This is a genomic window from Psychrobacter glacincola (assembly GCF_965118485.1).
Classification (GTDB): domain Bacteria; phylum Pseudomonadota; class Gammaproteobacteria; order Pseudomonadales; family Moraxellaceae; genus Psychrobacter; species Psychrobacter glacincola_D.
In genome coordinates this window covers 48,671-62,727 of the sequence record NZ_CBCPJH010000006.1, presented here as the reverse complement: position 1 = coordinate 62,727, position 14,057 = coordinate 48,671, and the positions used below count along the sequence as shown (strand labels likewise).

General features: G+C 42.4%; 11 protein-coding genes. 6 read left to right on the top strand and 5 right to left on the bottom strand.

What is annotated here, in order from left to right; translation table 11 throughout:
- Nucleotides 1-36 precede the first annotated feature (36 nt).
- A complete protein-coding gene (trpB, locus tag ACMHKH_RS03220) occupies nt 37-1,263 on the bottom strand; it encodes a tryptophan synthase subunit beta (RefSeq protein ID WP_413519227.1) in 1,227 nt (408 codons plus the stop codon).
- 378 nt (nt 1,264-1,641) lie between these two features.
- Between trpB and ACMHKH_RS03215 the strand changes: the two genes are divergently transcribed.
- The 5 genes from ACMHKH_RS03215 to ACMHKH_RS03195 all read left to right on the top strand — a co-directional run bounded on the left by ACMHKH_RS03215 (nt 1,642) and on the right by ACMHKH_RS03195 (nt 6,988).
- Nucleotides 1,642-3,243 (top strand): GMC oxidoreductase, encoded by a 1,602-nt coding sequence (locus ACMHKH_RS03215; protein ID WP_413519226.1) that lies wholly within the window; start codon nt 1,642-1,644, stop codon nt 3,241-3,243.
- Between the two features lie 82 nt (nt 3,244-3,325).
- Complete coding sequence (locus ACMHKH_RS03210; RefSeq protein ID WP_413519225.1) at nt 3,326-4,012, top strand: hypothetical protein; 687 nt, start codon at nt 3,326-3,328, stop codon at nt 4,010-4,012.
- A 246-nt stretch (nt 4,013-4,258) separates the two neighbouring features.
- Nucleotides 4,259-5,281: a lipoate--protein ligase gene (locus tag ACMHKH_RS03205; protein WP_413519224.1), complete on the top strand. Its 1,023-nt coding sequence runs from the start codon at nt 4,259-4,261 to the stop codon at nt 5,279-5,281.
- Between the two features lie 172 nt (nt 5,282-5,453).
- Nucleotides 5,454-6,155: a DUF1003 domain-containing protein gene (locus tag ACMHKH_RS03200; RefSeq protein ID WP_413519223.1), complete on the top strand. Its 702-nt coding sequence runs from the start codon at nt 5,454-5,456 to the stop codon at nt 6,153-6,155.
- Nucleotides 6,156-6,223: 68 nt separating this feature from the next.
- Nucleotides 6,224-6,988 carry a lysozyme inhibitor LprI family protein gene (locus ACMHKH_RS03195; protein WP_413519222.1) on the top strand — a complete coding sequence of 255 codons (765 nt, stop codon included), beginning with the start codon at nt 6,224-6,226 and terminating at the stop codon, nt 6,986-6,988.
- A 146-nt stretch (nt 6,989-7,134) separates the two neighbouring features.
- On the opposite strand, the gene ACMHKH_RS03190 is transcribed toward ACMHKH_RS03195, so the two are convergent.
- Nucleotides 7,135-9,270: an FAD-dependent oxidoreductase gene (locus ACMHKH_RS03190; RefSeq protein WP_413519221.1), complete on the bottom strand. Its 2,136-nt coding sequence runs from the start codon at nt 9,268-9,270 to the stop codon at nt 7,135-7,137.
- A gap of 324 nt (nt 9,271-9,594) precedes the next feature.
- Here ACMHKH_RS03190 and ACMHKH_RS03185 point away from each other — a divergent pair, with 324 nt between their 5' ends.
- Nucleotides 9,595-11,259 (top strand): AMP-binding protein, encoded by a 1,665-nt coding sequence (locus ACMHKH_RS03185; RefSeq protein WP_413519220.1) that lies wholly within the window; start codon nt 9,595-9,597, stop codon nt 11,257-11,259.
- A gap of 119 nt (nt 11,260-11,378) precedes the next feature.
- On the opposite strand, the gene ACMHKH_RS03180 is transcribed toward ACMHKH_RS03185, so the two are convergent.
- The 3 genes from ACMHKH_RS03180 to ACMHKH_RS03170 all read right to left on the bottom strand — a co-directional run bounded on the left by ACMHKH_RS03180 (nt 11,379) and on the right by ACMHKH_RS03170 (nt 13,666).
- Entirely contained in the window at nt 11,379-11,798 is a 420-nt protein-coding gene (locus ACMHKH_RS03180; RefSeq protein WP_413519219.1) for a DUF6691 family protein, read from the bottom strand.
- A gap of 102 nt (nt 11,799-11,900) precedes the next feature.
- Nucleotides 11,901-12,338 carry a YeeE/YedE family protein gene (locus ACMHKH_RS03175; protein ID WP_413519218.1) on the bottom strand — a complete coding sequence of 146 codons (438 nt, stop codon included), beginning with the start codon at nt 12,336-12,338 and terminating at the stop codon, nt 11,901-11,903.
- Nucleotides 12,339-12,529: 191 nt separating this feature from the next.
- Complete coding sequence (locus ACMHKH_RS03170) at nt 12,530-13,666, bottom strand: aminotransferase class V-fold PLP-dependent enzyme (RefSeq protein ID WP_413519217.1); 1,137 nt, start codon at nt 13,664-13,666, stop codon at nt 12,530-12,532.
- Between the last annotated feature and the right edge of the window lie 391 nt (nt 13,667-14,057).

Below are 14,057 nucleotides of genomic sequence, written 5' to 3'. Positions count from 1 at the left end.
CATAGGTATTGTTTTTTACACTGCTCGCAGATTTTTCTATAGTTTTACTTTGTCCAAAATAAAATCAATATCTTTATCGCCGCGCCCTGATAAGTTAACCAAAATCGTCTCATCTGCTGACATATCTTTCGCTACTTTCATCGCATAAGCGATGGCATGTGCTGACTCTAAAGCAGGGATAATACCTTCAAGGCGCGACAACGCCATAAATGCCTCTAAACACTCTGCATCCGTTGCTGACTCATAACTGGCTAACTGCAAATCTCTTAGATGCGAATGCTGCGGTCCAACCCCCGGATAATCAAGCCCCGAAGCAATCGAATGCACGGGTGCTGGCTCACCTTTTTCATCGAGTAATACATAGCATTTAAAACCATGAATTTCGCCCTTCACCCCTAGCGACATGGTGGCAGCATGATTGGGCGTATCCAAACCTTCACCTGCGGGCTCGACGCCTATCTTTTGTACATCGGCATCATCAAAAAAGCCGCTAAACATACCAATGGCATTAGAGCCACCGCCTATACAAGCGACGACCTTGTTGGGCAGCTTGCCAGTTGTGGCTAAGAACTGCGCTCGTGCTTCATGACCAACAACCGATTGAAAATAGCTGACCATTTCAGGATATGGCGCCGGTCCCAATGCCGAGCCAATCGCAAACATACTGCTATCAAGCTCATTTAGATAGGTCTCAAAAGCACTGTCGACCGCTTCTTTTAGCGTTCCTGCGCCGCGTGACACTGGCACGATATTGGCACCCAAAATCTTCATCCGACTAACGTTTGGGTGTTCTTTTTTAATATCAACCACGCCCATGTGTATTTCACACTCGATACCCATCAAGGCTGCTGCGGTTGCCAACGCCACCCCGTGCTGCCCTGCACCGGTTTCGGCAATGACTTTAGTTTTGCCTAATTTCTTGGCTAATAACACTTCACCCAAACAGTGATTAATCTTATGCGCGCCGGTATGATTCAAATCTTCGCGCTTAAAATAAATCTGCGCGCCGCCGCAATGCTCGGTCAAACGCTGCGCATGATAAATAGGACTTGGGCGACCAACATAGGTCTCACGTAAGCGCTTCATCTCAGCGATAAAGTCTTCATCTTTAATAATTTCACGAAAGCCTGTTTCGATTTCTGCCATGGCTTTCGCCAGCTCAGGATGACCAATTTTGCCACCGAACTCACCATAGAAACCATCGTCATTAGGCAAGATTGACTGATGTAATCCGTAGCCAGCTGCTGTATTTTGCGTTGTCATATTCAAACCTTTTTATGTTTAGTTATCTTTTAATAAATTATTTTTGAGTGATAAAAACTTTATGATGAAACAGCTTTATTGTATTTGCGTTCTAGTACGTTGAAACAGATATTAAGGTAAGTTTTCTATCAGGTCAAGGCTAATATTAAATATAAGCAGGTTAAATAATTGCGATTAGGCAATGGCAATCAACAAATGAATACAACGTTTTTGTTTGTCTTACCAGCAGTAAATCAGTCGATTAAGCGACATAATAAAGAAACATATGTTTGCTAAAGTAGCGTCTACTAAAATTGACCGTATCAAACTGAGCATCATCTTATTTATTATGATTAAATACAGATTTTTAGCTTAAATAACACCTATCTAGGAACTACCATGCAACGACGTCAACTGATTAAAGCCATGGGTTTAAGCTTAGGCGCTATCAGCACCTCCGCTGCGGTAAGTGGTTGTCAAACGCTTGCCAAGCAACCAAAATTACCTAGCACAGTAACCCAAGCTGGTCACTTTCCTAATATTATCGTTGGTAGTGGCTATGGTGGTGCGGTATCGGCGCTACGATTGAGCGAAAAAGGTCATAAAGTGTTGATACTTGAGATGGGTATGCGCTGGGATAGAAGTCCCAAGCATGATACTTTTTGCAAGATGATTGGCGCCGATAAACGCTCAAGCTGGTTTAGTAATTGGCCAAACGCGCCGATCACCATTCCTATTCCGATTAAAAAATATCCGGGAGTTTTGGATTTAGTCGAATATGACGAGATGAAAGTCTTCGCTGGGCGTGCCTATGGTGGCGGTTCTATCGTTAATGGCGCGATTGCCATTCAGCCTAGACGTTCGCACTTTGAATCTGTCTTTCCGTGGATTGATGCTGATGGGATGTATGATACTTACTTTCCTCGCGCCATGAAGGAACTCAAAGTCAGCCAAATTCCTGAGTCGTTTTTTAATGAGTCCGAGCATTACGAATTCACCCGCGCCGCTGAACGCCAAGCTTCAAAGGCAGGACTAAAGACTGAATTCTTTGGTAATAGCTATGACTTTGACTATATGCAAAAAGAAGCGAAGGGCGAAGTCTATGCTTCAGGACTGGGCGGTGAAGTCATTTATGGCAACAATTCGGGCAAGTTTTCATTGGATTTAACCTACCTAAAAGACGCTGAAGCCACGGGCAATGTCATCGTTAAAACCCTACGCAAAGTCAATAGTATTCAAGCACTGGATAATAACCAGCTGCGCTTAGAAGTTCATGTTATCAATATAACGGGCGGCATCGATAAAATTGAGCATTATACTTGCGATAAACTGTTTCTCAATGCGGGTAGTACCGGCACCTCAGAGCTTCTACTCAAAAGCCAAGCCGAAGGGAAACTAAACAACCTAAACGAACACATCGGCAAATACTGGGGACCCAATGGCAACATCATGACTGGACGTAATTTCGTCCATGCGGCTGGCGCCACCCAATCCACCATTCCGGTCAAAGGTATCAATATGTGGGATGGTGATAGAGGTGGCTCAAAGTATAAAATCTTTGCCGAACTTGCGCCATTACCGCTAGGACTTGAGACGTGGACGACGCTCTATCTCGCCATCACCGACAACCCAGAACGTGGCAATTATTATTATGATAAAGCCACCAAAACCGTCAAGCTTAACTGGAAACGTAAGCAAAATGAGTATTCGGTAAATGCAGCTAAAGGGCTGTTAGATAAGCTCGCCAAAGCCAATGGTGGCTCTACCTCAAGCTTACTATTCACCAAAGGCTTCGGTGACGACTTTTGCTATCACCCGCTCGGTGGCTGCGTACTTGGTAAAGCGACTGATGAGGTTGGTCGCGTCAAAGGGCACGAAAATATCTACGTGCAAGATGGCGCGTTAATCCCCGGTAGTGCTGGCGTCAATCCGTATGTGTTTATTACCGGACTTGCCGAGCGTAATATGGCGGCTATTTTGAAGGAAGATTTTTCAAATTAAGACAAGGGTAATTGAGCTACATTCAGTATATAATGCTATTAATTAGACCAATAATAATCATTACCTCTAGGAGCATTTTACTGTGAAGATAGCTATGGCTTTTGCGGCGATAAGTACCTGTCTTATTAGTGGTTGTGCAACGATAAATACTAGAACATCTGCTGATATCAGTAAGACCCAGTATTACGATACCGATGGAAAATCAAAAATTATTTCATTCAATAAGTATGTGCCCGCAAATGGTAAAGAACTTAGAGAAAATGACATAGCTGGCTACTTCCAAGATATGACCACAGGCGATGAGATCACTATTTTTAAATATAGTGATGAAAAGACCTTTAGCCTCATCAACTTAGATACTGTTCAGCCCATAAAGATAATAAATAAAGAAACGTTCCATACTTTAGGTAATACTAAATCATTCAAGTTTTATGAGTTTGGTAAAGGCATTATTGAACCTGCTATTTTTCAATCCCAGAATAGTATTTGTAAAGACTTTAATAACGCACAAGGAATTAAAGTAAACTTCGCGACAAACTATTATCCTAATATCATTAAAACTCCAAATGAATTCTTTACGACTTATGCAACTGCAAAACTGGGTGAAAAAGGCGAAAATAAGTTACTAAGTACGAATTTTACCGTTACTTCTAACGACCCTAAAGTACGTGAACAAATGAATACCATGTGGAAAAAGGATAAAGATCAATTACTACAAACAGATGTATCTAAACTTCGCAGCTTCATTAAATATCTTTGTAGTAAGTAATAACTAGTAGCCCAGCAACAACCAAATAGAGCTCTGCTAAGTTTATTACAATTACATAATAGTGCTAGGCATCTTGCCTAGCTTTTTTTGCTTGACCCCTTCTTTGATTTGCAGCTTCTACTCGCCCTACTATAGAATAATTGAGTTTCACCTTCGCATCAGTAACAATAGCGCTAGCCAATCCTCTATCTTATTTAAACCATACCTATAAAAAATATTCTGCAATAAAATTAATAAGGAAGAAAAATGAAACTGCGCATCTTAAAATCTGCTGTGACCAACCCTTGGTTTAACCTCGCGACCGAAGATTGGATATTTAATACCCTCAATCCCGACTCGCACACACTTTTTTTATGGCGCAATAGCGAGACCGTGGTCATTGGGCGCTCGCAAAATCCATGGGTAGAATGCAAAATCGATAAGATGGAAGCCGACGAGGTGTTTTTGGCACGGCGTCAGAGTGGCGGCGGCGCAGTGTTTCATGATTTGGGCAATACCAACTTTACTTTTTTATCACCCAAAGCCGACTACGATCAAGAAGCAAACTTTACCATCATCATTAATGCACTAAAAAAGTTAGGCATAGACTCAGATTTATCTGGTCGTAATGATATGCAAGTCGGCGATAAGAAAATATCGGGCAGCGCCTTCAAACATGCCGCCGATCGCAGCTTTCATCACGGGACATTACTGGTGAATGCCAACATGCAAAAGCTGGGCGATTATCTCAATCCGCATCCGCTTAAGCTCAAAGCCAAAGGTATCAAATCTGTCCGTGCGCGCGTAGCAAACTTGGTTGAGTTCAACGAGGATATCAATCACGAAATCTTATCTGCTGCGATTATCGAGGCGTTTTGTGAATATTATGGTGACACCGCGCCAGTAGAAGAATTGGATGAAGCCAGTCTCGCCAAGCAGCCCACATTGAACAACTACTATCAGCAAATGGCCGATTGGGATTGGCGCTTTGGTAAAACTCCTGAATTCACTCATCACATTGAAACGCGTTTTGATTGGGGCATTATTGATTGTCACCTTGATGTGAAGCAAGCACTGATTAGCGAGGTCGTAATTTTCTCTGACGCGTTAAATGTCGAGCTGATTGAGCTATTAAAAGAGTCGCTGACTGGTATTAAATATGATAAAGAAGCTATTAAAAACAAGCTCGATGACTTAGGCAGAGCGCATCTTGAGTTAGCTGCACACATTGAAGATGTTGGTTCGTGGATGGTTAGAGAGTTGGAGGATGTAGAGCTCGATGAGCTTTAGTAGCTTATTGTTTGGCGGATGACGCTGTCGCTAATCTTACGCTTGCTAGACAGTTCGGCTTATTTTTTAAACTAAAAAACGCTGCTGAATAAGCTATTCAGCAGTACGCTTACACAGAGTGTCAATATCTAGATTATCCAACCATTCTACGATTATCATAAAGAGTGTGGCTATGAATAAAAAAAATGAGTTTTCTCAATGCCTTGTCTGCGGCAAAAGTTATCCTATCAAAAACCTGACCCCGATAGGCTCAGTACGTAAAGCCATTACAGAAGAAATTTCACATGATTTCCCTGAATGTTTACCACAAAACTATATTTGCCAAACAGACTTGGGTAAATACCGAATGCAGTATGTGCACTCGTCACTAAAATCTGAAAAAGGCGAGGTGTCAGATCTAGAATGTGAATTGATTAAAAGTATGCAACAGCACGAACTCATCACCAAAGATGTTGATACGACCCTCGAGCAAGAATGGACATTTGGTGAACGCTTAGCAGATAAAATTGCCACGTTTGGCGGCAGTTGGACGTTTCTTATTTGTTTTGCTATTTTTCTAGCCATTTGGATTATCATCAATACCGTGGTGATGGTCGCCCGTCCTGCTGATCCTTACCCGTTTATTCTATTAAATTTGATCTTGTCCTGTATCGCTGCGATTCAAGCCCCTATGATTATGATGAGCCAAAATAGACAGGAAACCAAAGACCGATTGCGCTCAGAGAATGACTATCAAATTAACTTAAAAGCCGAGCTTGAAATTCAGCATTTGCATGAAAAAATTGATCATCTTTTATTGCATCAATGGGATAGGCTGGCTGAAATACAAGAAATGCAACTCGATTTATTATCTGAAATGAGCAAAAAGCGTTAGGATAATACTCCTACTATTCCTACCCTAGCTTTATTAAAGTACAGTCAATATTTAAAAACGAGAATAATATGAATAAACTAACCTTGGCGGCAGTAAGCATGGCAAGTATTTGCATATTATCTACTCATGCAAATTCAGCCAGTTTTAATTGTAAAAAAGCCACTACTTGGGTAGAAAAAACCATTTGCGAAAGTCCTAAGCTATCTAAGCTTGATGAAGCAATGGCAAAAAAATATAAAAAAGATATTACTAACACAGCTAATGACGAAGACAGCGAAATCTATAAAAACAATGCAATTATAGATCAGAAATTATGGCTTAAATTTCAGCGCAATACCTGTAAAGAAGAAGCTTGTTTATTACGCGAGTATAAAGAGCGTATTGAAGATAAAAATCATTATGGTGTAGCTTGGAACTTCCCAGACGAGCTAAGTAATTCTGATCTACCTAGCAAAAACTCGTTTGGTGATTTTTCTCAAAATTTTAAAATTTCAATATATAATTCAGAAACTGGTAGACATGATACGCAAGAAGGGAAAAACACTTTATCAATTCATAGTGTCGCTAATAAACCTTATCTTTCAATGATTGAAGGCGTTTTCATTTTTACTAATGCGCATACCTGTGAGATTGAAACGAGCAAGGCAACATGGTCACAGAATCACTGGGTTATAAACGAGAGTCAGCAAGATAAAACCCTTGAGCTTCGCTTATACCCTGCGCCTTATCAAGGTAAGAATCAGTTACTACTAAGAGATATGGATAACAAATATAGAGAGTTACATTGTGGTATGCGAGGGTATTTTGACGGTATTGTATTAGAGCGTGAGTAAGTAAGCCGAGTCTCTTATTTTTATTGAAGCGATCATACGCTGAATTGAAGCTTTATTATAAGAAGCCAAATTTGCTAAACCAAAAAAACGGCAGGAGATATTATATTCTCCTTGCCGTTTCTTAATTTGCTAATTTAAATTACTCTTTAAATACTTGCCGCAACCTCAGCCCCATCACGAATCGCGCGTTTAGCATCTAGCTCAGCAGCTAGCTTTGCACCACCGATGAGATGATATTGCGCGTCTGGTGCGTCACCGACATTTGGCATCAGCTCAACGACTGACTCTTGACCGGCACAGACAACGACACTATCAACACGTAGCAACTGGCTTTGACCTTGATTATTGGTGATCCAAATACCTTCGTTGGTGATTTTATCATACTGCGCGCCTGATACTTGGATGACGCCATGTGATTTGATGTGCGCGCGATGTACCCAGCCCGAGGTTTTATTCAAACCACTGCCCAAACGCCCTTTGGTGCGTTGCATCAGATACACTTGGCGGATAGGTTTGATGGCTTCAGGTTTAATCAGCCCACCTTCAGTTTGATATTCTGTGTCACTAGTCACGCCCCATTCTTCACGCCATTCGCTAATAGACTGGGCTTTTGGACGATAGCTTGGGTCTTTTAACAACTCAGGACCTAGCTCATCTAATGGCTGACCGTGCTTGGCAGTTAGATATTCACTAACATCAAAGCCAATACCGCCTGCACCGATGACGGCAACCGTGTCACCGACTGATTTTTCACCAGAGAGCAGTTCAGCATAGCTCATCACTTGTGGCAAATCAGCGCCTTCAAGCTTACCTGCTAGGCTTCTAGGGACAACACCGGTTGCAACAATAACGTGATGAAATTTGGCTTTTTCTAACATCGCTTTATCAACTTTGGTATTGAGCTTAATCTCAACGCCTAAGTGCTCAAGCTCATTGATATAATAGCGAATGGTTTCAAAGAACTCTTCTTTACCAGGGATGACCTTGGCATAGTTAAACTGACCGCCCAAGATATCTTTGGCTTCAAATAGTGTCACATCATGACCACGCAAGGCTGCAACGTGCGCCGCTGACATGCCAGCAACACCGCCACCGATAACGGCGACTTTTTTAGGTTTTTTAGTTTTCTTATAAACCAATTCAGTCTCGTAGCAGGCTTGTGGATTGACCAGACAAGTTGAGCGTTTATTGGCAAAAGTATGATCGAGGCAAGCTTGGTTACAGGCGATACAGGTATTGATGCGATCGGCTTGACCGTTTTTGGCTTTATTCACCCAATGGGCATCGGCTAAAAATGGACGCGCCATTTGAATCATATCTGCTTGCCCACTAGCGACAATCTCTTCAGCGGTTTCTGGCATATTGACACGGTTGGCCGCCATCATTGGAATGTTGATATGCTTTTTAATCTCAGCGGTAAAATCAACAAACGCCGCACGCGGTACGCTGGTTACAATCGTTGGAATGCGCGCTTCATGCCAGCCGATACCAGTGTTCATAATCGTCACGCCCGCTGCTTCTAAGGCCTTGGCGACGGTGATGACTTCATCCATGACGTTACCGTCTTTGACCAAATCAATGACTGATAAGCGGAATAAAATAATAAAATCTTCACCGGCAGCTTCTCGCACCGCTTTGACCACATCGACGGCAAACTTCATGCGATTTTGAATATCACCGCCATACTCGTCCGTGCGTTTATTAACATGGCGCGATAAAAACTGATTCAGCAAATACCCTTCTGAGCCCATAATTTCAACACCGTCATAACCCGCCTGCTTAGCCAGTTTTGCACAGCGCGCGTAGTCTTTTACTGTTTGCTCGATGTTTTTTATGCTCATCTTACGCGGTTTAAATGGCGAGATTGGTGATTTTATCGGACTTGATGACACCACAAATGGTTGATAGCCATAGCGACCACTGTGCAAGATTTGCATGATGATTTTGCTGTCATATTTATGTGCTGCACGGGTCACACGCTGATGATTAATCACATCAGCTTTGCTGTTCATCGTGCCACCAACAGGCGATAACCAGCCTTCGCGATTGGGCGCAATACCACCGGTAATCATCATCGCCACGCCGCCTTTAGCACGCTCTGCAAAATACGCTGCCAGCTTACCATAATTATAAAAACGGTCTTCAAGCCCAGTATGCATCGAGCCCATGACCATGCGGTTTTTAAGCGTCGTAAAGCCCAAATCTAGCGGCTCAAATAAATGCGGGTAATGTTCGTTGGTGCTAGCGGTCTCAATGGTATTGGCAGTACGGCTGGCGGACATATCATTTTCCTTATGAATGGTTTACGGGAATGCTTAGTGAGAATAGTGATGCTTTACAATTTAGGAATTTAGCGTTACCGCTATCGTACCACACCGCTATTATTATCAGCTACGCAGACAAGCGACTGACGAGTGAACACTATGTTCATCCTAACTATTAATAACATCTACTGACGGCGTTTCTTTATAGTATTTGTTTAAATAAGCACCAAAAAATCCACCCAATTTTTGCTTATGACTGTCTATAATTAACAGTTACTGCTACAGTAGTTTCAATACATATTGCCTCACTGCATACTAGAACGACGATAAAGGATTATCAACATGACCGACTTCCATACGGGTCTTGGCAAAAATGCTGCCAATCATCAACCACTTACCCCTATTGATTTTATCATTCGTAGCGCGCAAGTTTATCCTCATAAGACTGCTATCATCTATGATGATCTAGAACATAATAATTTGAGCCAAACTTGGCAACAGACTTACGATCGTTGTCGAAAACTGGCGGATGGTTTACGTAAATTGGGCATTGATAAAAACGACACGGTTGCGGTCATGCTACCGAACACGCCAGCGATGGTTGAGTGTGCCTTTGGTGTACCGATGTCAGGCGGCGTACTCTGTACCTTAAACACGCGACTCGATATCAACGCGCTTACCTTTTGCTTGCAGCACTCAGAAGCCAAAGTATTAATTTTGGATAGCGAATTTGCTGAGCACGCTGAGATTATTGATGAAGCCTTCCCCAGCTTAATCGTCATTCATGCAACCGATGCTGCCGTCGATATCGAGCGTTTTGGGCAAATGACTTATGGCGAACTGCTTGCCAGCTCCGACAGTTTAGACAATTGGGAAAAACCATTGGATGAATGGGACGCCATTGCCCTCAATTATACCTCTGGTACGACTGGCAAACCCAAGGGCGTGGTTTACCATCATCGCGGTGCTACGCTCAATGCCATCTCCAACATTTTAGACTGGGACATGCCCAAGCATCCGATGTATCTATGGACGCTACCATTATTTCATTGCAATGGCTGGTGTTTCCCGTGGACGATTGCTGAGCGCGCTGGCGTCAACGTTTGCTTGCGTCAGATAAATGCTGATTTGATTTTGCAGCTGATTGCCAAGTATAAAGTGAGCCATTATTGCTCAGCGCCAGTAGTACATAATATGATTGCTGGTGGTAAGCCTGAATACAAAGACGCCATCACTCACGAAGTCAAAGGCTGGGTTGCCGGTGCCCCGCCGTCTGAAACGATGCTTGCTGCCATGGAAGCTATGGGCTTTCATATCTCGCACGTTTATGGTCTTACCGAAGTTTATGGACCCGTCACAGTTTGTGCTGAGCAAGAGGAGTGGAATGAGCTTGATATTGCAGAACGGTCACAAAAGAAGTCTCGCCAAGGGGTGACCTCGCATTTGATGACCGGATTTGAAGTATTTAAACAAGGGACGACTGAGCCAGTCGCCGCTGATGGTGAGGAGATGGGCGAGCTGGCACTACGCGGTAACATGGTGATGAAAGGCTATCTAAAAAGCCGAAAAGCCACCGAAGCCGCCTTTGCTGATGGCTGGTTTCGCACGGGTGACTTGGGCGTTAAATATCACGACGGCTATATCAAAATTATGGACAGGCTCAAAGATATTATCATCTCAGGTGGTGAGAATATCTCTAGTATCGAAGTCGAAAACGTCTTATATAAAATGCCTGAAATCCAAAGCTGTGCTGTCGTCGCCGCGCCACATGACAAGTGGGGCGAAGTACCCGTCGCCTTTATCGAGATTTATGAAGGCAGTACCTTACAGCGCGACCATGTAATGGAACATTGCAAGCAGCATCTTGGTGGCTTTAAAGTACCTAAATATATCATCTTTGCTGAAGTACCAAAAACCAGTACCGGAAAAGTACAGAAATTTGAGCTACGCCAAGCCGCTAAATCCCTTGCCCATGAAACGCCAAAAGTAACGACAAGCGCAAAATAACTCATCAATTACTCACTAATACGTTTCTCAGATATTAGTGATTAAGCACAAAAAAGGTCAGACTATAAATTTAGTCTGACCTTTTTTATTTAGACTTAAGCTTTTAAATTCACTATTTATTAGCCAAGTTTAGGCTCAAACCATTGATAGACCAACATGCCCACTATCATCGCTGGGATAAAAACATAGGCCTGCCACTGCCCTGTCCCAAGCAACACGATACCTGGTCCTGGGCAAATACCAACGAGCCCCCAACCGACACCAAATAACATCGCGCCAATAAGCAGTTTTTTATTAACACTGGTTTTACTTGGCAGCTCTATTAATATGCCAATCCAGCTGCTCTGTTGGCGCTTAGCCAATTGCACTCCGATAATTGCCACTATTAAGCCACCACCCATTACCAACGCAAGAGAAATATCCCATGCGCCAAAGACGTCTAGAAACCCTTGTACTTTGGTAGGATTAGTCATCCCAGATATGAGTAGCCCGATACCGAATAGCAGCCCTGCCAGCAATCCAATTATATTTTTTAGCATTATTATTTCTCGCACTTAATATATTAATCCAAGCTTTTATAAATCCAAGCTTTTATAAATAGTACCCAACGCTGTCTTAGCAACGTGCCGCCTATGTGCTATCTAAATCACACCTAAGACATGCCGACCCAAATAAACGGTCACAATACCAAAGAGCATAAAGGTCACTGTCGCCGCTATCGAACGTGGCGATAGTCGAGCGTTTCCGCAGATACCATGCCCACTGGTGCAACCTGAACCCAAACGTGTACCAAAGCCAACCAATAATCCTGCACCGATAAGCAATGGCAAAGAGGTACTGATTTCTATATCAGATAACGGTTTGACCAGACTATAAAATAATGGCGAAACCACAAGACCCAGAATGAATAGCACCTGCCACATCTCCACACGCTTGGGCTTTAACATGCTTGAGAAAATACCACTAATCCCAGCAATACGACCGATACCCAGTAGCAATATGACGGTTGCAAAGCCTAATAGCAGACCACCGACTAAAGAGAGTGGCGTAAAGGCTTGCCAGTCTATTTGTATATTCATCATAGTTACCTAAGCTTCTTTTTATCGAAACTAACATTAAAATCATTTTATATAAAAACATTATATTATAAAATATAATAAATAGGTAAAAAAATACTGAACCTTGCGTAATGCAATGCTCAGTATCTCTTAATTTGGTTGCTGACTGCTTAAAAAAAGGTATTGTTTAATAAACGAGTCAACTGCTCAAATTATTTTGCTAACACTTCATCAAGTGCTTTTTCAAAACGCGCTACTGCACCGTCAACGTCCGTTAATTTATCTAAACCAAATAGACCTAAACGGAACGTTTTAAAGTTATCCGGCTCACCAACTTTTAGCGGTACACCAGCGGCGATTTGTAAGCCAGCTTCAGCAAAAGCACTGCCTTTATGGATGTCATCACGTTCAGTATAAGCAACCACCACACCTGGGGCTTCAAAACCTTCAGCGGCAACGCTCTCAAAACCTTTGTCAGCTAATACTTTACGGACACGCTTGCCAAGCTCCCACTGTGCATCACGCAATTTATCGAAGCCAATTTCTTTCGCTTCTAAGACAGTATCGCGGAATTGACGCAAACTATCGGTTGGCATGGTTGCATGGTAAGCATGACCGCCGTTTTCATAGGCACGCATGATGGTTAGCCATTGTTTCAAATCTAGACTAAAGCAATTAGATTCCGTATTTTCTACTTTTTTGATGGCAGCGTCGCTGAGCATGACAAGACCTGCGCATGGCGTGCTACTCCAGCCTTTTTGCGGCGCACTGATAAGTACGTCAATGCCCAAATCTTTCATATCCAACCACACGCAACCCGAGGCGATACAGTCAATAACCAATAAGCCGCCAACGCTATGTACCGCTTCACTTAATGCTTTGATATAGTCTGCTGATAAAATAATGCCCGATGAGGTTTCAACGTGCGGTGCATAAACAATAGCAGGTTTGTCTGCTTTAATTTTGGCAACTGCAGTTTCGATATTAACGGGTGCAAATGGTTTTGGCGCTTCAGTGTCTTCCGTACGCTCAGCCGTTAAGACCGTAGATGACTTGGCAAATTTACCTTTTTCTAAAATTTGCGTCCAGCGATAGCTAAACCAGCCATTACGGATAATTAGGCAATCTTCATCAATGGTCAGTTGGCGGGCGACCGCTTCCATGCCATAAGTACCAGAACCTGGAATGATAACTGCTGCTTCAGCGTTATAAACTGTCTTTAGGTTGCTGAGCAAATCATTCATCACCTCTTGAAAGGCCTTTGACATATGATTGAGGGCGCGGTCGGTATAAACCACTGAGTATTCTAATAAACCGTTTGGATCAATATCTTGACGTAATGCAGTCATGTGACGCTCCTGTCTGTTGTAATGTTTTTTAACTATGAGTTTTAACAAAATCTAGATATTATCTTAGCCAATATAGGCCAACTATTATTTTGATTAAACGTTTTTTTGACCAAAAAATAGGACAGCCAAATACTACTATAGATAGTATGAACTAAGTAATAATATCGAGTAATAATCGAGAGTTTGACGCAGGGTTGACGATATAGCACTTTATCCTAGCGCTATTGCCGTTGATGCTTGTATCTTTTACGTCGTTGGTGTTCTTAACGTTAAACGAAAACGCACATAATATGCGCACCATGATTATTGCTACACAGAGGTAGGAGGATAATAATGGTCATTGATAACTAATGAAATGAGCAGATATTAAGTGAGAATAAATGTGGTAGGT

Coding starts and splice junctions, on each gene's coding strand:
- ACMHKH_RS03215 (WP_413519226.1), top strand. CDS start 1,642: ATGCAACGACGTCAACTGATTAAAGCCATGGGTTTAAGCTTAGGCGCT.
- ACMHKH_RS03180 (WP_413519219.1), bottom strand. CDS start 11,798: ATGCTAAAAAATATAATTGGATTGCTGGCAGGGCTGCTATTCGGTATC.
- ACMHKH_RS03190 (WP_413519221.1), bottom strand. CDS start 9,270: ATGTCCGCCAGCCGTACTGCCAATACCATTGAGACCGCTAGCACCAAC.
- ACMHKH_RS03205 (WP_413519224.1), top strand. CDS start 4,259: ATGAAACTGCGCATCTTAAAATCTGCTGTGACCAACCCTTGGTTTAAC.
- ACMHKH_RS03195 (WP_413519222.1), top strand. CDS start 6,224: ATGAATAAACTAACCTTGGCGGCAGTAAGCATGGCAAGTATTTGCATA.
- ACMHKH_RS03170 (WP_413519217.1), bottom strand. CDS start 13,666: ATGACTGCATTACGTCAAGATATTGATCCAAACGGTTTATTAGAATAC.
- trpB (WP_413519227.1), bottom strand. CDS start 1,263: ATGACAACGCAAAATACAGCAGCTGGCTACGGATTACATCAGTCAATC.
- ACMHKH_RS03185 (WP_413519220.1), top strand. CDS start 9,595: ATGACCGACTTCCATACGGGTCTTGGCAAAAATGCTGCCAATCATCAA.
- ACMHKH_RS03175 (WP_413519218.1), bottom strand. CDS start 12,338: ATGAATATACAAATAGACTGGCAAGCCTTTACGCCACTCTCTTTAGTC.
- ACMHKH_RS03200 (WP_413519223.1), top strand. CDS start 5,454: ATGAATAAAAAAAATGAGTTTTCTCAATGCCTTGTCTGCGGCAAAAGT.